General features: G+C 37.5%; 19 protein-coding genes and 1 pseudogene. 11 read left to right on the forward strand and 9 right to left on the reverse strand.

Annotation, left to right across the window (positions count from 1 at the left end):
* Window positions 1-6: 6 nt before the first annotated feature.
* The 4 genes from P20429_RS10500 to P20429_RS10485 all read left to right on the forward strand — a co-directional run bounded on the left by P20429_RS10500 (window position 7) and on the right by P20429_RS10485 (window position 2,951).
* Window positions 7-288 (forward strand): lipopolysaccharide assembly protein LapA domain-containing protein, encoded by a 282-nt coding sequence (locus P20429_RS10500; RefSeq protein ID WP_007583056.1) that lies wholly within the window; start codon window positions 7-9, stop codon window positions 286-288.
* 2 nt (window positions 289-290) lie between these two features.
* Window positions 291-1,427, forward strand: a complete 1,137-nt coding sequence (gene lapB, locus P20429_RS10495) for a lipopolysaccharide assembly protein LapB (RefSeq protein WP_007583058.1) — start codon at window positions 291-293, stop codon at window positions 1,425-1,427.
* Between the two features lie 351 nt (window positions 1,428-1,778).
* Window positions 1,779-2,483 carry an orotidine-5'-phosphate decarboxylase gene (gene pyrF, locus P20429_RS10490; RefSeq protein ID WP_007583060.1) on the forward strand — a complete coding sequence of 235 codons (705 nt, stop codon included), beginning with the start codon at window positions 1,779-1,781 and terminating at the stop codon, window positions 2,481-2,483.
* Between the two features lie 93 nt (window positions 2,484-2,576).
* Complete coding sequence (locus P20429_RS10485; RefSeq protein WP_007583062.1) at window positions 2,577-2,951, forward strand: hypothetical protein; 375 nt, start codon at window positions 2,577-2,579, stop codon at window positions 2,949-2,951.
* Between the two features lie 43 nt (window positions 2,952-2,994).
* Here the strand turns inward: P20429_RS10485 and P20429_RS10480 are convergent, their stop codons facing one another.
* Together P20429_RS10480 and P20429_RS10475 are read right to left on the reverse strand one after the other, a co-directional pair.
* Window positions 2,995-3,828 carry a S1 RNA-binding domain-containing protein gene (locus P20429_RS10480; protein ID WP_007583065.1) on the reverse strand — a complete coding sequence of 278 codons (834 nt, stop codon included), beginning with the start codon at window positions 3,826-3,828 and terminating at the stop codon, window positions 2,995-2,997.
* 2 nt (window positions 3,829-3,830) lie between these two features.
* Window positions 3,831-5,159 (reverse strand): DEAD/DEAH box helicase, encoded by a 1,329-nt coding sequence (locus P20429_RS10475; RefSeq protein WP_007583068.1) that lies wholly within the window; start codon window positions 5,157-5,159, stop codon window positions 3,831-3,833.
* Between the two features lie 208 nt (window positions 5,160-5,367).
* Here P20429_RS10475 and P20429_RS10470 point away from each other — a divergent pair, with 208 nt between their 5' ends.
* The 3 genes from P20429_RS10470 (at window position 5,368) to P20429_RS10460 (ending at window position 9,133) form a co-directional block, all read left to right on the forward strand.
* Complete coding sequence (locus P20429_RS10470) at window positions 5,368-6,375, forward strand: rhodanese-related sulfurtransferase (RefSeq protein WP_007583069.1); 1,008 nt, start codon at window positions 5,368-5,370, stop codon at window positions 6,373-6,375.
* Window positions 6,376-6,523: 148 nt separating this feature from the next.
* Entirely contained in the window at window positions 6,524-8,419 is a 1,896-nt protein-coding gene (locus tag P20429_RS10465) for a DUF294 nucleotidyltransferase-like domain-containing protein (protein ID WP_007583071.1), read from the forward strand.
* Between the two features lie 3 nt (window positions 8,420-8,422).
* A complete protein-coding gene (locus P20429_RS10460; RefSeq protein WP_007583073.1) occupies window positions 8,423-9,133 on the forward strand; it encodes a 3'-5' exonuclease in 711 nt (236 codons plus the stop codon).
* A gap of 243 nt (window positions 9,134-9,376) precedes the next feature.
* Here the strand turns inward: P20429_RS10460 and P20429_RS10455 are convergent, their stop codons facing one another.
* Window positions 9,377-10,957 (reverse strand): BCCT family transporter, encoded by a 1,581-nt coding sequence (locus tag P20429_RS10455; RefSeq protein ID WP_007583074.1) that lies wholly within the window; start codon window positions 10,955-10,957, stop codon window positions 9,377-9,379.
* A gap of 627 nt (window positions 10,958-11,584) precedes the next feature.
* Between P20429_RS10455 and egtB the strand changes: the two genes are divergently transcribed.
* Both egtB and egtD read left to right on the forward strand, forming a co-directional pair.
* Window positions 11,585-12,856 carry an ergothioneine biosynthesis protein EgtB gene (gene egtB, locus P20429_RS10450; protein ID WP_007583076.1) on the forward strand — a complete coding sequence of 424 codons (1,272 nt, stop codon included), beginning with the start codon at window positions 11,585-11,587 and terminating at the stop codon, window positions 12,854-12,856.
* A complete protein-coding gene (gene egtD / locus P20429_RS10445) occupies window positions 12,853-13,827 on the forward strand; it encodes an L-histidine N(alpha)-methyltransferase (protein WP_007583078.1) in 975 nt (324 codons plus the stop codon). The genes egtB and egtD overlap by 4 nt, the downstream gene beginning before the upstream one ends.
* 18 nt (window positions 13,828-13,845) lie before the next feature.
* On the opposite strand, the gene P20429_RS10440 is transcribed toward egtD, so the two are convergent.
* The 6 genes and pseudogenes from P20429_RS10440 to pxpB form a co-directional block, all read right to left on the reverse strand.
* Window positions 13,846-14,721, reverse strand: coding sequence for a PhzF family phenazine biosynthesis protein (locus P20429_RS10440; RefSeq protein ID WP_007583080.1), 876 nt, complete (start codon window positions 14,719-14,721; stop codon window positions 13,846-13,848).
* Window positions 14,705-16,378, reverse strand: coding sequence for an asparagine synthase B (gene asnB, locus P20429_RS10435; RefSeq protein ID WP_007583083.1), 1,674 nt, complete (start codon window positions 16,376-16,378; stop codon window positions 14,705-14,707). Before asnB ends, P20429_RS10440 begins: the two co-directional genes overlap by 17 nt.
* Window positions 16,379-16,531: 153 nt before the next feature.
* Entirely contained in the window at window positions 16,532-17,200 is a 669-nt protein-coding gene (pcp, locus tag P20429_RS10430) for a pyroglutamyl-peptidase I (RefSeq protein ID WP_007583085.1), read from the reverse strand.
* Window positions 17,193-17,288: pseudogene (locus P20429_RS21050) on the reverse strand (5-oxoproline transporter, DUF979 family subunit); the annotation flags it as partial. The gene pcp and the pseudogene P20429_RS21050, both read right to left, overlap by 8 nt.
* 34 nt (window positions 17,289-17,322) lie before the next feature.
* Complete coding sequence (locus tag P20429_RS10425; RefSeq protein WP_007583088.1) at window positions 17,323-18,249, reverse strand: biotin-dependent carboxyltransferase family protein; 927 nt, start codon at window positions 18,247-18,249, stop codon at window positions 17,323-17,325.
* A complete protein-coding gene (pxpB, locus tag P20429_RS10420) occupies window positions 18,242-18,907 on the reverse strand; it encodes a 5-oxoprolinase subunit PxpB (protein ID WP_007583091.1) in 666 nt (221 codons plus the stop codon). The genes P20429_RS10425 and pxpB overlap by 8 nt, the downstream gene beginning before the upstream one ends.
* Window positions 18,908-19,163: 256 nt before the next feature.
* On the opposite strand from pxpB, the gene msrA reads away from it, so the two are divergent.
* Both msrA and P20429_RS10410 read left to right on the forward strand, forming a co-directional pair.
* Window positions 19,164-20,453 (forward strand): peptide-methionine (S)-S-oxide reductase MsrA, encoded by a 1,290-nt coding sequence (gene msrA / locus P20429_RS10415; protein WP_007583093.1) that lies wholly within the window; start codon window positions 19,164-19,166, stop codon window positions 20,451-20,453.
* 134 nt (window positions 20,454-20,587) lie between these two features.
* Window positions 20,588-21,364 carry an amino acid ABC transporter substrate-binding protein gene (locus tag P20429_RS10410; RefSeq protein WP_007583094.1) on the forward strand — a complete coding sequence of 259 codons (777 nt, stop codon included), beginning with the start codon at window positions 20,588-20,590 and terminating at the stop codon, window positions 21,362-21,364.
* Window positions 21,365-21,462: the final 98 nt, after the last annotated feature.

Genomic DNA, 21,462 nt, shown 5'->3' on the forward strand with positions numbered 1-21,462 from the left:
AGTTACTTGTTCAAGGTATTAAAAATTATTCTGGTTGCGCTATGCCTCATCAGTGCATTTGTATTAGGGTCACAAAACCCACAGTTAGTACAAATAAATTATATTATAGCCAGTAATACACTACCTTTAGCTGTAATAATAAGTATCTGCTTTTTATTAGGTGTTTTAGTGGGTTGTTTTATTAGCTTTAAATTGTTTTCACAATTAAAGTGGCAAAACTACCGCTTAAAAAAACAATTAGCGCCTGAAAAAGATAAAAAAAAGCTTGCCGCGAATAAAGACACCTAACTATGATTGAGCTTTTGTTTTTACTATTACCTGTTGCCGCCGGTTACGGCTGGATTATGGGTAAAAACAGTGCTAAAAACCAAGCTCATCAACTAAATCGTCAGATCACTTCTGAATACAGCAAAGGCTTAAAGTTTCTACTCGACAGAGAAGAAGACCAAGGCTTAGAGCACTTGATTAATTTGCTTGAAGTTTCAGCTGACTCTGTTGAACACTATTCTACACTTGCCACCATGTTTCGCCGTAGAGGTGAATTAGACCGCGCAATTAAAATTCATGAACTTCTATTAAAACACCCAGGCTTAAATGAACAACAAGCTGCAACTAGCCGTTTAGAACTTGCCGAAGATTATATAATGGCTGGTCTACTAGATAGTGCAGAAGAGCACTTAGTTTGGTTAGTTAAGGCTGGCCATGTAGAAGCGCTAGACCCTATTATTACTTTATATTCGCAAACCCGTGAATGGGAAAAAGGCATCAACATGTTTGAAGCCCACAGCGAACTATTTTCAAAAAAACAACAATTTAAAGCGATTGCTAATTTTTATTGTGAATCAGCTTTAAGTGATAACACACCCCAACTAATGAGAAAAGCGATTAGCTTAAATTATAAAGCCGTACGTCCGCTTTACGAGTTAGGATTAGTTGCTTACGCGAAAGAAGATTACGTTAAAGCTATTTATTACTGGCGTGAGCTTGTATCACAATTCACTTTGTTTGCGCCGTTGTTTATTGATGAGCTAGCTCACAGCTATAAACAATTAAATTTAACGCATCAATTTCATGAATTAGTCAGTGACTTGTTAGAAAAGGGCGGTGTATTAATTAAAATAAAACATTGCCAAGCATTGCTTGAGCAAGGACACACTAAACAAGCCTTTGAATTTCTAACTGATAGCTTAAAACGTCAACCTACTATACGTGGTTTCAGTTTTTTACTGCAATTAATGGGTGACCAAAATAAAAATACTAAAGAAGTACTTAATGAAATTGATAAGCTTGTAACCTCTTATATTGCTACAAAACCTGATTTCCAATGTCAGCATTGCGGTTTTACAAGCTACACCATATATTGGAATTGCCCTTCTTGTAAGCATTGGGAAACCATTGTTCCAAGTCGAGGCTTAGACGGATTTTAATAACCCCTTAAATAATATCGGATTTAACTATGATAATTTTAGCAAATTAAACTGAGAGTTTACTGGGTTGAAATTTTTTGATGTTGTGTCTATATAAATTTCTCTACACCTTCTCTCAAATTACCAGCTAGCACTATTGCATTAAATCTACTTATACAATTACTTTATATCAATTCGCTTAATTAAGTGGTCTGTTTTGAGGTAAGAAAATTGTGTCGATAACAAGGCAAAAAATTTCGTAATATTATTGTTCTATATAAGAAATTTTTAACGCAGTTAGCGTCAGATTTGGTCCTTAAATTGATTAAGTATTATTGCGGATTGGTATTATAGCCATACATTAGGATAGTCATGTCTTTCGAACACTCAAAAAAAATTCTTATAGCATTAGATTACGATGATCAAGAGGTTGCTTTAAACTTTGTTAAACAACTTTCTCCTGATACATGTCGTCTTAAAGTAGGCAAAGAGATGTTTACTTATTTTGGACCTACATTTGTTAAAGAGTTAATTGATTTAGGTTTTGATGTTTTTCTAGATTTAAAATTTCATGACATCCCTAATACAGTAGCTAAAGCTGTTACTGCAGCTGCGAAAATGGGTGTGTGGATGGTAAACGTTCATGCTTCTGGTGGTTTTGAAATGATGAGCAAAGCTAAATCGGCTCTAGAACAATTTGGCGATAAAGCGCCATTACTTATCGCGGTTACTGTATTAACAAGCATGGATGAAACAGAACTAAAGCGTTTAGGCGTTGATAAATCTGCTCAAGAGCAAGTTATATATTTAGCTAAGCTTGCAAAGGAAGCTGGGCTTGATGGCGTTGTGTGTTCTGCACAAGAAGCAAAAGCTTTAAAAGCAGAGTTAGGTGAGAACTTTAAACTTGTAACACCAGGTATACGTCCTGAAGGCAGTGATGCTGGCGATCAAAAGCGTATTATGACTCCTAAGCAAGCAATAGATGCAGGGAGTGATTATTTAGTTATAGGACGACCTATTACTCAGGCGGATGATCCCGTAAAAGTGCTTAGTGATGTTAATAGGTCTATAGCATAATTTAACAAAAAGCAGCAATATAGTGCTAAAAGCCCTTACCTCATGTGTATTTTATGTTACATTATTAGGATTGAAATGTAGTAGGGGTTTGTTTTGAAGTTATTATTAGGTTTTATAATTATTATTGTTGCGGGTTTTTCAGTAAATAAAAATCTTTTTTCTAATAAAGCATATGATGATGTTACATCAGTAACAGATATAATCACGAATTACCCTGTCAATATGTTCGATTTTAAACAAACAATGCAAGATTATGCACACCACCTGTGTTACAAAAATGAGGATACACTTACATCTCAGCATATAACAGTAACTGATTGCATATCTAAGCTTGATGATAAAAAAATAGAATGCGAAAAGAAGGTTTTTCGTTTGGCACCGCTTAACCTAGAGTCAAAAGGTGAAGTGCTTGATTATTCAAGGCAATATACGCAATGTACATTGCCTTATAAGTATATTTTAGGTTAATTACAAACAGATAATATTAGTAATTACAGCCTATTATTTATAATTAAGATCTTAAGCGAATGGATTTCGCTTCAATATCTATCAACTCTTGTTTGAATAATCCACCAATTGCTTTTTTATAGTTAGCTTTACTAGTAGAAAACATCTTTTTTATTGCTTCAGGTTCAGATTTATCACCTAATGGGATAACACCACCTTCATTTTTTAGTTTTTGCATAATAGTTTCACCAAGGTCACTTACTTTTCCCATACCTGGTTTTTCTAATACAACATCAATTTTTCCGTCTTCACGTACTTTTTGAATGAAGCCTTTAAGCTTTTGACCCACAAATAAGCTTTTAAATACCATATTATAAAAAACAACACCGAAATGCGATTCTTCAATTAATACCTTGTAGCCAATATCTGTTTTGCCAGCAACAATTAAATCCACTTCTTGTAAGTGAGTATATTGCGGCTCATCTTTAGATAGGAAGCGATTAAAGTTGTTTGATGCACAAATACGTTGGCTTGCATTATCAAGGTACAAACGAACTAAATATGAGTGACCTTCTTGCATGCGTGGTTTTTGTTCGTTAAACGGGGTTAGTACATCTTTCTCAAGACCCCAATCTAAAAATGCACCAATACTATTAATTTCTTTAACGCGAAGCAGGGCATATTCACCTACTTGTGCGTGTGGCTTTTTAGTTGTGGCAGTTGCTAAGTTAGCGTTGTCTAAAAAGATAAATACACTAATGCTATCGCCCGCTTCAAGCTCATGTTTAATTTCTTGTTTTGGTAAAAACACTTCACCTAAATCATGACCATCTAAGTAAGCACCTTCGCTACTCACTTCTTTTACAAATAATGTTTGTGTGGTTCCTAGGTAACTCATAATTATTCCTGCTCAGTCTTTTTTTTACGGCGCATTGGTGTATCGCCATCAATGTTCATTGGTGCTTTAATTGGTGCTGTTGGCTTTTTAGGTTTGGCTTTGCGTTTAAATACAGGCTTTTTAACAGCGGCGGATTTTTCTTTAGATTTATCCCACGTTGCCTCAGGCTTTTTCTCTTTTAAACCTTTAAACTTAGCTTTTAAGCCCTCTACGCTCGCAAATTTTAACTCATCATTTAAAAATGCTTTAATAGCTAAGTAACTTGCCCAATCTTTTGGGCCAACTAATGAAATTGCGTTACCTTTAAAGCCAGCTCGTCCTGTACGACCTATGCGGTGTACATACTCTTCAGCGTGTTTTGGTAAATCAAAGTTAATAACATGCGTTACACTTAGTAAATCTAAACCACGAGATGCAACATCGGTGGTGATTAATATTTTAAAGTTTTCGCGACTAAACGAATCCATTATATCTAAACGTTTATTTTGTGTTAAATCACCAGCAAGCGCTACAGACTTGAAGCCTTTAGCATTAAGCGCTTCACTCAAGCGACTCGTGTCAGAACGTGTTGCTGTGAAGATAATGCATTGACCAACATCATCTTGATTCAAAAAGTGCTCTAATAGCGCTTCTTTGTGATCAAGGTGATCGGCTAGATATAAAGTTTGTTTAATATCGCTATGTTGCTCGTTCGCTGCACTTAGCGTAATTTGCTTTGGTTTTTTTAATAGGTTACGTGATAGAGCATCTACTTGAGCATGGTCAAGTGTTGCAGAAAACAATAACGTTTGACGTAAACGGTGATTAGCTTGCTCGTTAATCATTTTTAACTGCTCGGTAAAGCCTAAATCTAAAATACGATCGGCTTCATCAAAAATAAGCAGTTCTAGTCCACTCAATTGTAATGAACGTTTTGTAATGTGATCAGCTAAACGCCCTGGTGTAGCAACTACGAATTGTGGGTCGTTTCTAAGTGCTTTTATTTGGTCATTAAAGTTTTCACCACCAAGTATTTTTACGGCCTTAATGGCTGTGCCTGCAATTAATAAACGCAGCTGAGTAAATACTTGCGTAGCAAGCTCACGAGTAGGAGCAACAATAAGTACACGAGGATCGCGTTTACTGAGTGCTTTTTGTTTCATAACCCTTTGTACAGCAGGTAATAAAAACGCCAAGGTTTTGCCCGACCCAGTTTTAGACTGAGCGAAAATGTCATGCCCTGCAAGTGCGGTAGGCACTGCATGCGCTTGAATATCGGTGGGCTGGGTGATCCCTTGATGTGCTAGTTGTGTTTCAAGGCGTGTATCAATCCCAAGATCAGTAAACTGCAATGTGTGTTTCTCCAAAATGAGCAAATTAAGTCTATAAATTTATCAGCGCATTATAGCTTACACAGATAGGTCGCTAACAGTAAAAACCAATCTATAGCGCTATTTTTTGCAATTAAACTAAAAAAGCGTAAAATACGCGCCCCATATGCGCCGGATTTACGATTCGGTAAACGCCAATACTGGCTAATAAGGCAAAATAGGAAATATAATGACTGTTGTTCATAAAGATAATGTAACGGGCGATCACTTTGTAGTATGTGCGCTGTATAAATTTGTTGGTTTACCTGAATTTGAAGCTATCCGTAAGCCGTTGCTTGAAGTGATGGAAGCAAATGAAGTACGCGGTACTTTACTACTCGCTGCCGAAGGTATAAACGGCACTGTTTCTGCAAAACGTGAAGGGATAGACAACTTATTAGCATGGCTTGATGAGCAACCAAATTTAAAAAACATTGTAACAAAAGAATCTTACGATGATGAATGCCCGTTTTACCGCACTAAAGTAAAACTAAAAAAAGAAATTGTAACGATGGGCGTTGAAGGCGTAGATCCGCTTAAAGTTGTGGGTAGCTATGTAAAGCCAAATGAGTGGAACGCACTTATATCTGATCCAGAAGTAATTTTAATTGATACACGTAATGATTACGAAATTGAAATTGGTACATTTCAAAATGCAGTCGATCCAAATACTAAAACTTTTCGCGAATTTCCACAGTGGGCTAAAGAAAACTTAGACCCTGAAAAACATAAAAAAGTAGCGATGTTTTGTACAGGTGGTATCCGCTGCGAAAAATCGACGGCCTACATGAAAGAGCAAGGTTTTGACGAAGTTTATCATCTTGAAGGCGGCATTTTAAAATATCTAGAAGAAGTGCCAAAAGAAGAAACCATGTGGGAAGGCGAATGTTTTGTATTTGATAATCGCGTTGCGGTTGATCACGACTTACAAAAGGGCTCTTATGATCAATGCCACGCGTGCCGTATGCCAATTACAGAAGACGAAAAGTTAAAGCCTGAATACATGGAAGGTGTATCTTGTCATCATTGTATTGAAGAAGTGACAGACGAGCAACGGACACGTTTTGCGGAGCGCCAAAAGCAAATAGAATTAGCGCAAGCCCGTGGTGAAGGTCATATTGGTAATGAGGCACAAGCTGTTTTACAGCAACGTAAAGAAGCCAAAAAAGCCCAAAAAGACGCTCAGCGTGGTAAATAAATTTTTACAATAAGTATTACATTTAAAGAGTCTATTTAGGCTCTTTTTTTGTGCCCAAAATTGTGCAGTAATTGTTTTCACACTCCGATGATAGTGTTAATCTGCAAAACATATTTAGTCATTTTAATGCGCATACAGGAAGGGATTTATGCAAGCCGAACAAGTTGAAATCGCACAATTTTTAGCACAACATCCTCCTTTTGATGACTTACCTCAAAAAGCGCTTAATGAGCTAGCTCAACAAGTAGAAGTTGCTTATTTTAGAGCAAAAACAGACATTTTAAGTTTTGGACAAGACATATCTGATTTGTATGTGATTAGAAGTGGTTCTGTAGAAATGTATCGCCGAAATGGTGAGCTATACAATCGTTTGGCCATCGCAGGAATATTTGGTCAAATGGGTTTATTGATGAACCGTAAGGTGCGTTTTCCTGCAACTGCTCTTGAAGATACGTTAGTTTATTGTATAAATGTTGAGCTATTTAATCGTTACTGTGATGAGTTTGATGCGTTTGCTGATTACTTTGAAACAGATGGTAACGTGCGTTTACATCAAGCTATTGTTGAACAAGCTGATGGCAATGACCTTACAACCGCTAAAGTAAAATCATTAATTCACCGAGATGTAGTCACCGTAGATGCAACCTCTACAATACAAGATATCGCTAAATTAATGACCGAAGAGGCGGTATCGTCAGTTTTGGTAACCGATGTAAATAAACCAATAAACGACGATCCTGAGGAAGATGATGGACAAGTCGTTGGCATAATAACCGATAGGGATTTACGCTCAAAAGTAGTGGCTAAAGGGCTTGATTTTAACACACAAGCAAAAGAGATTATGTCTACTAACTTAGTGCTTTTAGATGCTAATGACTATATTTTTGAAGCGGTACTGGCCATGCTCAGAGATAATCTCCATCATTTACCCGTAGTACAAAAAAGACGTCCTATAGGAGTTATCTCCCTCTCTGATATTTTACGTTACGAATCGCAAAGCAGCTTATTACTTGTACGCGGCATACTTGCTCAACAAACAATTGAGGATTTAGCGCATTATGCACGCCAATTACCCAATGTATTTGTCCGTATGGTTAACGAAGATGCAAATTCACACATGATTGGTACTGCCATGGCCGTTATCGGACGTACTTTTAAACAAAGATTACTGGTATTAGCTGAAGAAAAGTTTGGTCCACCTCCCGTTCCTTATTGTTTTATTGCACTGGGCTCCATGGCTCGCGACGAGCAACTTATTGTAACTGATCAAGATAACGCACTAATTTTAGATGACAGTTACGACGATGAAAAACATAACGCGTACTTTCAAAATATTGCCGATTTTGTGTGTGATGGCTTAGCGCAGTGTGGTTACACCTACTGTGATGGAGAAATAATGGCGTCGTTTAAAAAATGGCGTAAAACTCGCTCAGAGTGGTTCGATCAATTTGCAGATTGGATAGCCCAGCCAAAACCACAAGCACTGCTTAATAGCTCTATATTTTTTGATTTAGACGGTGTGTGGGGCAAAACCAAGTGGGCCGACGAGCTTAAAATATTTATAGCGAAACAAAGTAAAGTGAATCGTATATTTCTAGCAAATATGGCGGCAAATGCTCGAAATAGGACACCACCTCTTGGCTTTTTTAAAGGCTTTGTTATGGAGCATAACGGCCAACATAAGCGTTCAATGAACTTAAAACGAAGAGGTACTGCACCACTTTCTGATGTTATACGTGTACACGCATTAGCTATTGGTTCGCGTAAACAAAACTCGTTTGAGCGATTAGAAGATATTATTGAAGCTAAGCTATTACCGCAGGGTAAAGCGCAAGATTTACGTGATTCACTTGAGTATATTGCCATGATGCGAATTCGCCATCAAGCGTGGCAAATAGAGAAGGGCGAAGAGCCTGATAACGACTTAGACCCACATTTACTGTCTCCTTTTGAACAGCGAAACTTGAAAGAGGCATTCGCTATTTTAGAAAAAGCACAAAGCTATTTAAAATTTAGCTACACAGCAAATTCTGGTGTGAAGTAGCCTATGAATCCGCGTAATTACAAAGCAGTTGATTGGCAAGCTAGATACAACGAGCTTGCCAACAACACCGAAAATAAACTTCTAAAACACTTTTATGCAGGTGCTTATAACCAAGATAAAGCCGCTGTAGAAGATGTGCCTTTTGTAGCAATGGACTTTGAAACAACAGGTTTAAATAGCCAAAACGACGATATTGTGAGTGTTGGCTTAGTGCCATTTAATTTAAAGCGTATTTATTGTAAGCACAGCCGTCATTGGGTTGTTCAACCAAGACGTAACCTGCATGAAGAGTCTATTTTAATCCATGGAATAACGCACTCTGAGGTGGATGATGCCCCTGACTTTAATCGAATTATTGAACCTTTACTTGAAGCGCTAAGTGGTAAGGTTGTCGTGGTGCATTACGCTGCAATAGAGCGCCATTTTTTAAATAATGCGTTATTACTGAGGCTTAAAGAAGGTATTGAGTTTGCACTTGTTGATACAATGGAGCTAGAAAAAAGAGCACTAAAAGCAAGGCAGGGAGTATTAGGCCGATTGTTTAACACAAAACTTGGATCGCTCAGATTAACAGATTGCCGCGAGCGATACTCATTACCTCCATATAATAACCATAATGCTTTAACGGATGCGCTTGCTACAGCCGAGCTCCTACAAGCGCAACTGAGTCATCATTACCGTGTAGATACTCCAATTTCAGAGTTGTGGGTATAATACTAATACGCAATAATGCTTTAATGATTTTGAGTGTTAAACCTGACGCTAGCTGCGTTAAAAATCTCTCATTTAGAATAACTAAATAACGAAATTTTTGCCTTACTATCGATACGATTTTCCTGCCACAAAATAGATCACTTTATTAAGCAAATTGGTATGATTTTAAATAGTTAAACAAAAAAGCGCCGCAAAAATTGCGGCGCTTTTGTTACTAAGTAAAAGTGTTACTTACTCAAAGTATTATTTAATTGAGCGAGGCTCAGTTCGTAAACCTAAAACTAAGCTTAAACACATAAATAACAATACAATAGTGAAGGGTAATCCTGCTGATACAGAGCCAGCTTGAAGTGCTTGAATCGCTTCAGTCCCGCCTATCCAAAGTAATGCAGCGGCTACTGCACCTTGAGTCACAGCCCAAAAAATACGCTGTGGTACTGGAGCATCAATTTTGCCACCGGCAGTGATTGAATCAATTACCAAAGAACCAGAGTCCGATGAAGTAATAAAGAAAACCAATACTAAAATAATTGCTACAAATGATAAAATGTTCGCCATAGGTAATGCATCAAACATTTGGAACATAGCTAAAGGTACTTCAGTTAGGCCATTAGCACCTAGTTCACCTACACCGTTGATTACCTGATCAATTGCAATTCCGCCGTATATAGACATCCATAAAATAGTAACAGCAGTAGGAACAAGCAATACCGCAATTAAGAATTCACGAATTGTACGACCACGTGATACACGCGCGATAAACATACCTACGAACGGTGACCAAGAAATCCACCATGCCCAATAAGATACAGTCCACCCGTGCATCCAAGTTTCATCTTCACGACCATGAGGATTACTTAGTGGGATGATATTTTCTATATACCCCATAACAGTAGTTGGGATATTACCTACAGAAACAGCAAAGCCTACTAAAAAAACAAAGATAAGCAAAACTAAGGCGATTAGCATATTGGCATTACTAAGTACTTTAACACCGCCATCAATCCCTCGAATTACTGAAACAATAGCTAAAAGTGAAACACCTATAATGACTAAAATTTGTGAACCAACTCCGCCTGAGGTACCAAATACATGGTCTATACCTGCAGAAGCTTGCTGTGCCCCAAGTCCTAAAGAAGTAGCAAGACCAAACAGGGTTGCAAGCACGGCTAAAATATCGATAAGGTGACCTGGCCAGCCCCATGCTCTATCACCTAAAATAGGATAAAAGATAGAACGAATAGACAGTGGCAAGCCTTTATTATAAGTAAAAAATGCAAGCGAAAGCCCTACAACGGCATAAATAGCCCACGGGTGAAGGCCCCAGTGAAACATAGTCGCACCCATTGCTACTTTTGCCGCCTCGGGTGTATTAGGTGTTACATTCAGTGGTGTTTCAAACCAGCCTGTATAATAAGCAAGTGGTTCAGCAACGCCCCAAAACATTAAGCCAATACCCATTCCCGCAGCAAATAACATAGCTAACCATGAGATACGTGAATGAGTCGGTTTAGCATCATCACCACCTAAACGAATGTTACCGTAAGGTGAAACAATAAGCGCTAAACAAAAAACAACGAAAAAATTAGCAGCCCACATAAATAAGGCGTCAAAGTTATTGATAATATCTGTTTTTATACCATCAAGAGCAGATTTAGCCGTTTGTGGATCGGTAACAAGAATGGCGATTAAAAAAATGACAATCAGTCCGGCACTTATGCCGAAAACAGAGTTATGTATATCAAGCCCCCATTTTTGTACGTTGTCTTGACCTACAGTGTAGTCTGTACTGTCAATACTATATTTGTCATGATTTTCCTTCATGCAATACCTCTTTAGTTGTCCTAACAAGCCAAAATAAATTCGGCGTTATATCGAATTACATTAGCCTTTAAATATTAAGTAAATGTAATACCATAATTATTTGAAGACTAACTAATTTGAAGAGTGATCATACAGCTAGTAGTGTATGAGTTAAATATTAAATGTAAATGAATTTGCATTTAAAACGCTGTTTATATAGCCAAATTCATGATTCTTTTATTTAAAAAGCCCTAAAATTGTAAATTCAGTGAACGTTAAAATTTAGTTTGCTATTAAAAGTATTAATTTACTTGGCTAAGTAAAAAAAGATCACTTTTAAGCAACTTAATTAATGCTTAAATACTAGGGCTTGTTGACCTTTTAGGATTGAAATTTGTTCTATTTAGGAGCGATTTAATCGATCCTAAGTTTGTAACCTAACGGTGCTGTTTCAAATCTGCGTTATTCTACATGCTTACATACACGTGAGAATAATTAAAAGCTGAGCAGTAAAGAGCAAATTTCCCTTCAGGGCTAGTATAAATTTATAAGCTGATAAGCATCTTTAATCAAGTTGTAATATGAATATGATTTAACACAACACTAAGCTATATTTTATAAATAGATAGGCAAAGGATTAATACTATTATGCGTGAATGCGCTTTAAACAATACCAATCAAAACGAACTTGTTAAACGCTTTTACAGCGTTAGAGGCGAAAGCCTGGCTATTATTGAACCACTCACTGTAGAAGATTGCCAATTACAAGCTATGGCAGATGCCAGCCCAAGTAAATGGCATTTAGCGCACACGACGTGGTTTTTTGAAACGTTTTTACTTAGTGTTTATTGCAAGCAGTACACTGTGTTTAACTCTCACTATAGAATGCTTTTTAATTCTTACTACAATGGGATTGGAGAGCAATTTAAGCGCGCACACCGAGGTAGTTTATCTAGGCCTAGTTTAGATGAAGTTTTAGCTTATAGAGAGCATGTAGATAGCTGTGTGGTTGAATTACTTAAAACTGAATTTAGCCCACAAATTAAAGATATTATTGAACTTGGGTTACACCACGAGCAACAGCATCAAGAACTAATGCTGATGGACATCAAATATAACTTTTCAGTAAATCCATTATTTCCGCAATATAAAACATCGCCTTTAAACAGCCAAAACAAATCAGCAGATATTAAGCCCCTTAATTTTATAAACTTTGAGCAAGGCATTATTAATATAGGTACAAATGCCGACGATGAATTTGCATACGATAACGAGCGCCCTAAACACCAAGTATTAATTCATCCATTTAGCTTCGCCAATAGGTTGGTCACTAATGGGGAATATTTAGACTTTATAAAAGCAGGCGCGTACAGCAATCCACAGTATTGGTTAAGCGACGGTTGGGCAAATATACAAAACAACGCTCTAACGCAACCATTATTTTGGCATTGTATAGATAACGAGTGGTTTGAGTTTACACACTATGGATTAGAGCCTCTCAATTTAAATGCCCCGATCTGTCATGTTAGTTATTTTGAGGCCAGTGCCTATGCTAATTTTGTAAAGGCTCGCTTGCCTACAGAGTTCGAATGGGAATATGCAGCTAAAAATACACCTTCAACAGAGATTAATAATCACTACCTAACACCTCAGCAAGCAAAGAGTGATACTGAAATAAATCAGTTAACTGATTCGTGTTGGCAATGGACGAACAGTGCATATTTACCATACCCCGGTTTTAAGCCTATTGAAGGAATAGCAGGGGAATACAATGGTAAGTTTATGAATAACCAAATGGTGTTACGTGGTGGGTGTGTGTTTACCCCTCAAAACCATTTACGACAAACATACCGTAATTTTTATTACCCGCATCAAGCGTGGATGTGCAGCGGGATAAGACTAGCTAAGGATATAGTATGAGCCAAGTAACAGCGATTAAGCAAAGCAACATAACCGACACTGAATTTCTAAACGACGTGATAAGCGGATTAACTCAACAACAAAAAACGCTTCCGTGTAAATATTTTTATGATGATAAAGGTGCTGCATTATTTGAGCAAATAACAACCTTACAAGAGTATTATGTTACACGTACTGAGCTTTCTATATTAGCGCAACACTCAAAGTCGATTGCTCAAATGCTACCTGAAAATCTCTCTATTATAGAGCCCGGCTGTGGCTCGGGTAAAAAGGTAGCCTATTTATTAGCGCATATGGCAAACGTTAAAACCTTTGTACCGTTTGAAATATCTGAGGAGATGCTCAGTTATTCACTTGCACATTTGTCACCGTTATTTCCAGATTTGGCAATTTCGCCATTATTAGGAGACTTTACACATAGCCAAATGGTCAAACAGCTAACCAAAGACACCGCTTTAGACAGTCAAACTAATTTGGTGTACTTTCCGGGCTCTACTCTTGGTAATTTTGCCCCAGTTAAAGCCATAGAAATTATGAATAATTTCCATCGCTTATGCGGTGTAAATGGTTATGTATTAATTGGGGTTGATTTAGTAAAAGAGCGCCAAGTGTTACTTGATGCATATAACGATAAAGCGGGAGTTACCGCCGCATTTAATAAAAACTTACTACAACGTATTAATAACGAGCTAAACGGCACATTTAATATAGATAATTTTAGCCACGAGTCACGCTTTAACGAGCAACATAGCCGTATCGAAATGCATTTAGTAAGTAATCGTACTCAAAGCGTGATTATAAATGATCAGCAAATAGACTTTATAGAAGGCGAAAGTATCCATACAGAAAACTCTCACAAGTACACGCTCGAGTCGTTTAAGCAGCTTGCAGCGCAAGCTAATTTAAAGTTAGAGCAAACATGGCAAGACGATAGTAACTATTTTGCCCTGTGTTTATTAAGACCGCTTTAAGCATTACTTAAGTTATGTTTAGTAAATGACAACTTTAGCATTGTTAAACTCATAGTTTAGCAATGCGCCATTATTTGATTGTTGTATAAGCTTGGCTTTATTTAAACCGTACAGTCTAAATAGCAGGGGGGCAATAACAGATACCGCAGAGCCTGTAGCACTGTCTTCATTTACACCAAACTGGGGTGCAAAGTATCTAAAATGCGCTATGGTTTTTTTTTTGTCTATATTTTTTATACTGAGCGCTATAACAGCATTCTTATGGAGTTTATTCAACGCGTTAAAATCAACTTGTAAGCTTTTTAAATCGTCTTTTTCAACTGCTTTATCGAATTCTTTACTAAATTCTTTACTAAATAATACAACCGTATAACCGTTTTTATCAGCGGTAGTGTAGGCTGCTTTTATTGCTACTGAAAACACACTTTTTAACTCACCTTCAGCTAACTCGCTTTTTTTAGGCTCTATGCTTTTTAGTAACAGCTGAGCGCGTTGTTTTTTTACTCTTATAGTAAAGCGCTCATTACTCATTGAAGTAAATACTTCAGGGCAATAACCCAAATAACCTATTAAAAAATTAGCGGCCGCTAAAGTGCCATGTCCGCAGCGTTTAATTTCACTTGTTTGGTTAAACCAGCGAATATTGCAATGGCGTTTAGCTATCTCATTTTGATTTAAAAATACGGTAGCAGGGTAAGTTGATTGTGATGCAATATATTGCATTGTTTTTGATGTTAACCCATTTTTATAAATAACAATTAAAGCGCTTGAGCCTTTTAAGTTATGTGCAGAGCTATAAAAAACAGATTCGGTGGAAGTGAGCTCTATAAAGCGAAGCGTAAGCCATTTAGGCTTACGCTTGGCTAAACAAAGAGTATTAACCTTTGCTTGCATATGCGTCGTTATGAACGCCCGCAGCACGACCTGATGGATCAGCATTGTTTTGGAACGATGCGTCCCATGCAAGTGCTTCAGGAGTCGAACACGCTACCGATTTACCATGCGGTACACATTTAGCTGATGCATCACCAGGGAAATGCGATTCAAAAATAGTACGGTAGTAGTAAGCTTCTTTTGAATCTGGCGTATTAATAGGGTATTTAAATTTAGCATTTTCAAGCTCTTGATCGCTCACTTGCTCATTTACAAACTCTTTTAAGGTATCAATCCAGCTGTAGCCTACACCGTCTGAAAATTGCTCTTTTTGACGCCATAGCACTTCATCAGGTAAGTAACCTTCAAAGCCTTCACGTAAAATGTGTTTTTCAATTTTTCCATCTTTACACATTTTAGCTTCAGGGTTGATACGCATAGCAACATCAACAAATTCTTTATCAAGAAACGGTACACGTGCTTCTACGCCCCATGCCGCCATTGATTTATTAGCACGTAAACAGTCAAACATATGCAGTTTTGATACTTTACGGTTTAGCTCTTCATGAAACTCTTGTGCGTTAGGGGCTTTATGGAAGTATAAGTAACCACCAAATAGCTCATCAGCACCTTCGCCAGATAACACCATTTTAATGCCCATTGCTTTAATTTGGCGAGCCATTAGGTACATAGGTGTAGAGGCACGAATAGTTGTTACGTCATAGGTTTCTATGTGGTAAATCACTTCACGTAATGCATCAATACCTTCTTGAATGGTAAAAATGATAGGGTGGTGAATAGTACCAATCATGTCAGCTACTTTTTGTGCAGCCGCTAAATCAGGCGAGCCTTCAAGGCCTACTGAAAAAGAATGCAGCTTAGGCCACCATGCGTCGCTTTCGTCGTTATCTTCAATACGTTTTGCAGCAAAGCGCTGGGTAATAGCAGAGATAACCGATGAGTCTAAACCACCAGATAGTAATACACCGTAAGGCACGTCACACATTAATTGGCGTTTAACGGCCGCTTCTAATGCATCTTTAACGTCTTGCGCTTCTGCGCTGTTATCTTTAACTGCATCAAATGTTTCCCAATCACGTTTGTAATAAGGCGTCATTTTGCCATCTTTGCTATACAGGTAATGCCCTGGTGGAAATTCTTCAATATGCTTACAAATTGGAGAAAGTGCTTTTAGCTCAGAAGCAACGTAAAAGTTACCGTGCTCGTCGTGACCGGTGTAAAGCGGGATAATACCAATATGGTCACGGCCAATTAAGTAAGCGTCATTTTCTTCGTCGTATAAACAAAATGCAAAAATGCCATTTAGATCATCTAAAAAGTCAGGCCCTTTTTGTTTATACAGCGCTAAAATAACTTCACAGTCTGATTGAGTTTGAAAAGTAAAATCAACGTCTAACTCTGCTGCAAGTTCTTTATGATTATAAATCTCGCCGTTAACCGCCAAAATATTTGTTTTTTCAGGATTGTATAAAGGCTGCGCACCGCTTGATACACCAACAATAGCTAAACGCTCATGCACTAAAATAGCTTTTTCAGATGCATATACACCAGACCAATCTGGGCCACGGTGTCTAAGCAGCTTTGACATTTCAATTGCTTGGGTACGCAATTGAGTGGGATCAGATTTAATATCTAATACCCCAAAAATTGAACACATAGTAACTCCTCATTCCTATTATGTGTGCAGCAGAGCCAATTTGCTGTGCTGCGAAACCTTGTTTTATCAGAAAAAATTACTCAAGTCACATAGCTTTTACAATTAATTAAGAATAATTTATGCACCAAGCTAGATGTAATTGCACCAAAGTGGTTAATGCGTGGTTCCTGCTGCTATTTTTACGTCGCTATTGTTGTTCAAAGCTTGTGCAATCATAACTCTCAGGGCATTAATAACGGTTTCTTCGCTCATGCTTGGTGCGCCATTGTGGTGCACAGCTTGGCTTGGTAAATAAGGAATATGCACAAAGCCACCTTTCATTACAGCGCAGTGATCATTTATGTAATGCATAAGACCATACATAACGTGATTACACACATACGTACCTGCTGTATTGGAAATGGCAGCAGGTATATTGCTGTTGTGCAATGCTTGTAACATGCGCTTTATGGGTAAGTTTGTGAAATAGGCATCAGGGCCATTTTTTTCTATTGGTGTATCGATAGGCTGCTGACCTGCATTGTCTTTAATGCGTGCATCGTCAACGTTTATTGCAATACGCTCAATTGATATTTCGCTGCGCCCACCAGCTTGGCCTATACATAAAACAACCGCCGGATTGTGTGACTCAATGGCGTTTATAAGCTGACTGATAGACGTATTAAATTCACAGGCAAGTTCTAGTGTGCATATTTTGTGTTTCATGATGATAGTTTCATCAAGTTTTTGCACTGCTTGCCAAGAAGGATTGATAGCTTCGCCACCAAAAGGAGCAAAGCCAGTTATTAATACACACGGCATAGTAGAAGTTGATTTAGTCATTAAACACCAAGCTATACATTAAAATAATATTAACGGCGAGTAAGATAACGGCCGTCGGAATTTGAACCTTTATTACATGGTACCTATTTTTAAAATCTAGGGCGTGTTGATTCTAGAATATTTTATAGGTTATTTTTAAGTGCAAGGCTCAATTGATGTAGGTGCCCGTCAAGTTTCTGCTTCGCCTTTGCTGCTTCTTCAAACGTTACATATTTAAATTCAACAGTATCTAAGGGTCTAAATTGTGCAAATTGATGTAAGTCGGCTTCAATTACAGTCCCTAAAAGAGGGTAACCCCCGGTTGTTTGACCATCGTTAAGTAGCACAATAGGCTCACCATTCGGTGGCAGTTGAATACTCCCAGGACTCACCCCTAGTGATGGCAAAGAGTGCGAATGTGCCAAATTATTTTTATGCTCAAGCCTTACGCCCATTCGGTTGCTGTTACTACTAACTTTAAATGGGGTAGATACAAAGTTGTTAAGTAAAGGCTCGCCTAACAAATTAGCATGAGGGCTTGGGTGCAGTCGTATAAGCTTGCGCTGGGCGGGAGCAATTGCGCCTACTTTTATAAACTCTCCATAATAAGGAGTAATGGGTATTTCATCACCAGTGGCGAGAGCTCTACCTTCAATACCACCAAAACATGCGTTTAAATCTGTAGATTTAGAGCCCATAACTTCAGTATTTTGTATACCGCCTTTCACTGCTAAATAAGCTCTTAATCCAGCTCTACCAGTAGCAAAGCTCAGTACTTGTTTATTTTTTACTGTGTATGTCCAACCAGGGTAAATTGCTTGTCCATCAAGGGTTGCTTGCAAATCTGCACCATGAAGCGCAATTACTGTGTCGCAGGTGAATTCCAGCTCGCACAGACCAACAGTTATTTCTAAAACGGCATCATTGTCGTTATTGTTAAGTAATCTATTAGCAATTATTTGTGCAAAGGGGTCTAAGCTGCCCGCTTTGCTTACACCTAGATGGCGGTAGCCACTACGGCCAAAATCTTGAATTGTAAGTAATACACCACTTTTAAGTACTTTAATCATGAGTTGCTCCTTTATTAACTAGCGGAACAAATTCAAGCGTATCGCCTGGTTGAATTAAACAAGGTTGCTCAGAGTTCGAATCAAACAAAGCAGTATCTGTATGACCTATTATGTGCCAACCACCAGGGGTATCTGCGGGGTAAATTCCGGTTTGTGCAGCACCTATTGCAACAGAGCCTTTAGGAACTTTAATGCGTGGCTCATCACGCCTTGGTGTATGTAATTGCTCTTCTAAACCATGTAGGTAAGCAAAACCGGGCTGAAAGCCTAAAAACAAAACGTAGTATTTGGTTTTACTATGAATATTAATAACCTCATCAGCGCTTAAATTGTGATAACGAGCCACGTAATTAATATCCTCACCCTTGTATATGGTTTCGATTAAGTGATGTTGCCCTTTAAAAGTACTCGTTTTAATATCATTCCACAGCGAAGGTAGCACTTGTAACCACTTATTTAAGTGTTTATCTGATTTTAAATAGAGAGTGAGCGAGTTCATGGCTGGCACCAAATCGCTAAATTCATCAGTGCTTTTACAGTGGCTAGCTAAAGCCCAAATTTTCTTTTGAATAGAGAGTCTATCTGTAGCGTCTAAATGCGATGCATCAAGTAGTAAACTACTGTTTGTTAATGCATAAATATGGGGAGCTGGCTTCATTAAATAAACCTATTTGTACAACATAATTTAAACGTAACACAGTTTTATTAATTTATTTACACCATTGCGACTAAGTGGTTATGTTTAGTGTTTATTTACCCAGCTTACTTTAAGAGTGTTTTTATATTCAATTAATCGTATTTAACTTATTGAGGACTAAAACTTAATACATTTCGTACTAAATAAGTAATTAGGTTGAAATGAAAATTAAGATAAGGAGGTCTTAATTAGCACGCACTTGTTTATGAGGTACTTTATGAAACACCAGCATTTATTATATTTATCAGGCGCTGCTATTATATTTAGCGCAGGCAGCTTTGCTTTATCTATGGAAAAGGTAGAACACAGTAATGTAGAAGCCACCATGCATGTAGAAACCATTGTACTGGGGTCTGGTTGTTTTTGGGGAGCAGAAAAACGCTACGAAGCGCTTAATGGCGTTATTGATGCTGAGTCGGGTTATGCTGACGGTAATGGGTTTAAAGCAACGTACAGAAATATTACTGATCAGTCTCGTCGTTTTGACGAGAACAATTATGCTGAAGTTGTGCAAGTTATGTATAACAGTAATATAATTTCAGCAGAAGATCTCTTAAAAAACTATTTTGAAAGTCACGATCCTACGCAAAAAAATCGCCAAGGTAACGACATCGGTACGCAATATCGTTCAATCGTATTAACGACTACTGATGCACAAGCTAAAGTAGCTGAGCAAGTTAAATCGCAATATCAGCAGCTTTTAACTGATGCGAGCTACGGCAAAATCGAAACGGTTATTAAACCGCTTACAGGTTTTGTATCGGCAGAAGAATATCACCAAAATTATCTAGAAAAGAACCCTAATGGCTATTGCCCCGATCATTCTACAGGCGTAGTTTTTAATAAAACACCCGTAGAAAAAGCAGACAACAGTGCTCTACTCGCAGGTAAGCAAATAGTGGTACTTGATTCTCGTGATTACTGCCCGTACTGTGAAAAATTTAAAAAAGCAGTCGCAAATGATTACAAAGGCACAATACCTATGACATTTCGTCATGCTGACCAACTTAATGATTTAACTATTAAGTCAGCCACGTGGGCAACGCCGACTATTTTGTTTCTAGAAAATGGCGTTGAGGTATATGGCCGTCAAGGCTATGCAACACCTGAAGAGTTTTATAAAGCATTAGGCGCTTTTAAATTAGGTAACAGTGATGCTTATAAAGTTGCATTCGATGCACGAACAGATAGACCTTATTGTAAAGAGTACAAAGAGTTTAAAAATACACCTGATGGTACTTTTGTTGATAAATTAAGTGGAGAGCCGCTATTTGATACAAGCGATAGGTTTAACTCCGGTACTGGTTGGTTGTCGTTTAAGCACCCAGTAAAAAGTAGTGTAACGCAGCATGACGATAGCAGCTGGGGAATAACACGTATTGAGCTACGTTCTAAAAGTACAGGTATTCATCTTGGACATTTATTCCCAGGAGAAGGCCCTAGAGGCACAGACCGCTACTGTATAAACGCAACAGTACTCGATTTTGTACCAAGAGATAAAAGCTAAACCTTTTACTTTGTAAAGCCTGATTTTAATCAGGCTTTTTTTTGCATAAAATAAAATAGATTTATCATATTCTTTGCAAATTTGTTAAAATTAAAGCGTTCAGGAAAACGTCAATAATATTACTTAGGTTATTAATGAATCGATTTGTAAAAATAACAACGCAGTTAATGTATTTGCCTTTAGCTTTATTAATTTTTATAACCGATGCTAAGTCGGCAACCCACTATGTCGTCGGCGTAGAGAATATAGAGTATCTACCTTACTTTGATGGTAGTGGAACAAATGGTGCTGACTATTATGGCTTCAGTGAAGAGTTGCTCACTTTATTTGCACAGCAGCACGATTTTGAATTTGAGTTTTACACGCTGCCAATTAATCGTCTCTATAAAGAATTCATTGATCACCATCATGTTGATTTTAAATATCCTGATAACCCTCAATGGAAACCAAGTTATAAAGCTTCCTTTGGTGATTTAAATGAAATTATTTATTCGCAGCCAACCGTTGTGACTAAAACGGGTATTGCGAGTTTAAATAAAAATATCACTATTGATGAATGCGTTAGTTTTGCAACGGTGAGAGGGTTTACGTCTCAAAGCTTTAAACCTTTAATGAATAACGAAAACGTTGAGCTAATTGAAACCGCTAACGTAATGGAATTAATAGAGATGCTTTTAAAAGAGCGAGTGGAGTGTATTTACATATCTAACGATGTATTAAACTATAATATTGTTAAATATTTCAAATTAACCCGACCCGTTTATTTTCAAAACGAATTGCCGACAGATTTACAAGCCTTTTTATTATCGTCGATTGACTATCCTGAGGTAGTTAAGCAATTTGATACATTTTTGCTTTCACATAAAGTGCAAATAAGTAAATTAAAAAAAGAGTATCAAATAAAAAATTAACTAAAAAAGCCCCGTAAGTTATAACTTACGGGGCTTTTTAAAAGGTATTAACCTGTATATAACTATATTATGTATGTGCTTAATAATAAAAACAGTCC

This window comes from Pseudoalteromonas sp. BSi20429, from assembly GCF_000238895.1.
GTDB lineage: Bacteria > Pseudomonadota > Gammaproteobacteria > Enterobacterales > Alteromonadaceae > Pseudoalteromonas > Pseudoalteromonas arctica.

What these genes read in the sequence shown, in the direction of transcription:
- lapB (WP_007583058.1), top strand. Translation starts at nt 291, where the DNA reads ATGATTGAGCTTTTGTTTTTACTATTACCTGTTGCCGCCGGTTACGGC.
- pyrF (WP_007583060.1), top strand. Translation starts at nt 1,779, where the DNA reads ATGTCTTTCGAACACTCAAAAAAAATTCTTATAGCATTAGATTACGAT.
- P20429_RS10480 (WP_007583065.1), bottom strand. Translation starts at nt 3,828, where the DNA reads ATGAGTTACCTAGGAACCACACAAACATTATTTGTAAAAGAAGTGAGT.
- P20429_RS10470 (WP_007583069.1), top strand. Translation starts at nt 5,368, where the DNA reads ATGACTGTTGTTCATAAAGATAATGTAACGGGCGATCACTTTGTAGTA.
- P20429_RS10465 (WP_007583071.1), top strand. Translation starts at nt 6,524, where the DNA reads ATGCAAGCCGAACAAGTTGAAATCGCACAATTTTTAGCACAACATCCT.
- P20429_RS10460 (WP_007583073.1), top strand. Translation starts at nt 8,423, where the DNA reads ATGAATCCGCGTAATTACAAAGCAGTTGATTGGCAAGCTAGATACAAC.
- P20429_RS10455 (WP_007583074.1), bottom strand. Translation starts at nt 10,957, where the DNA reads ATGAAGGAAAATCATGACAAATATAGTATTGACAGTACAGACTACACT.
- egtB (WP_007583076.1), top strand. Translation starts at nt 11,585, where the DNA reads ATGCGTGAATGCGCTTTAAACAATACCAATCAAAACGAACTTGTTAAA.
- egtD (WP_007583078.1), top strand. Translation starts at nt 12,853, where the DNA reads ATGAGCCAAGTAACAGCGATTAAGCAAAGCAACATAACCGACACTGAA.
- P20429_RS10440 (WP_007583080.1), bottom strand. Translation starts at nt 14,721, where the DNA reads ATGCAAGCAAAGGTTAATACTCTTTGTTTAGCCAAGCGTAAGCCTAAA.
- asnB (WP_007583083.1), bottom strand. Translation starts at nt 16,378, where the DNA reads ATGTGTTCAATTTTTGGGGTATTAGATATTAAATCTGATCCCACTCAA.
- pcp (WP_007583085.1), bottom strand. Translation starts at nt 17,200, where the DNA reads ATGACTAAATCAACTTCTACTATGCCGTGTGTATTAATAACTGGCTTT.
- P20429_RS10425 (WP_007583088.1), bottom strand. Translation starts at nt 18,249, where the DNA reads ATGATTAAAGTACTTAAAAGTGGTGTATTACTTACAATTCAAGATTTT.
- pxpB (WP_007583091.1), bottom strand. Translation starts at nt 18,907, where the DNA reads ATGAAGCCAGCTCCCCATATTTATGCATTAACAAACAGTAGTTTACTA.
- msrA (WP_007583093.1), top strand. Translation starts at nt 19,164, where the DNA reads ATGAAACACCAGCATTTATTATATTTATCAGGCGCTGCTATTATATTT.
- P20429_RS10410 (WP_007583094.1), top strand. Translation starts at nt 20,588, where the DNA reads ATGAATCGATTTGTAAAAATAACAACGCAGTTAATGTATTTGCCTTTA.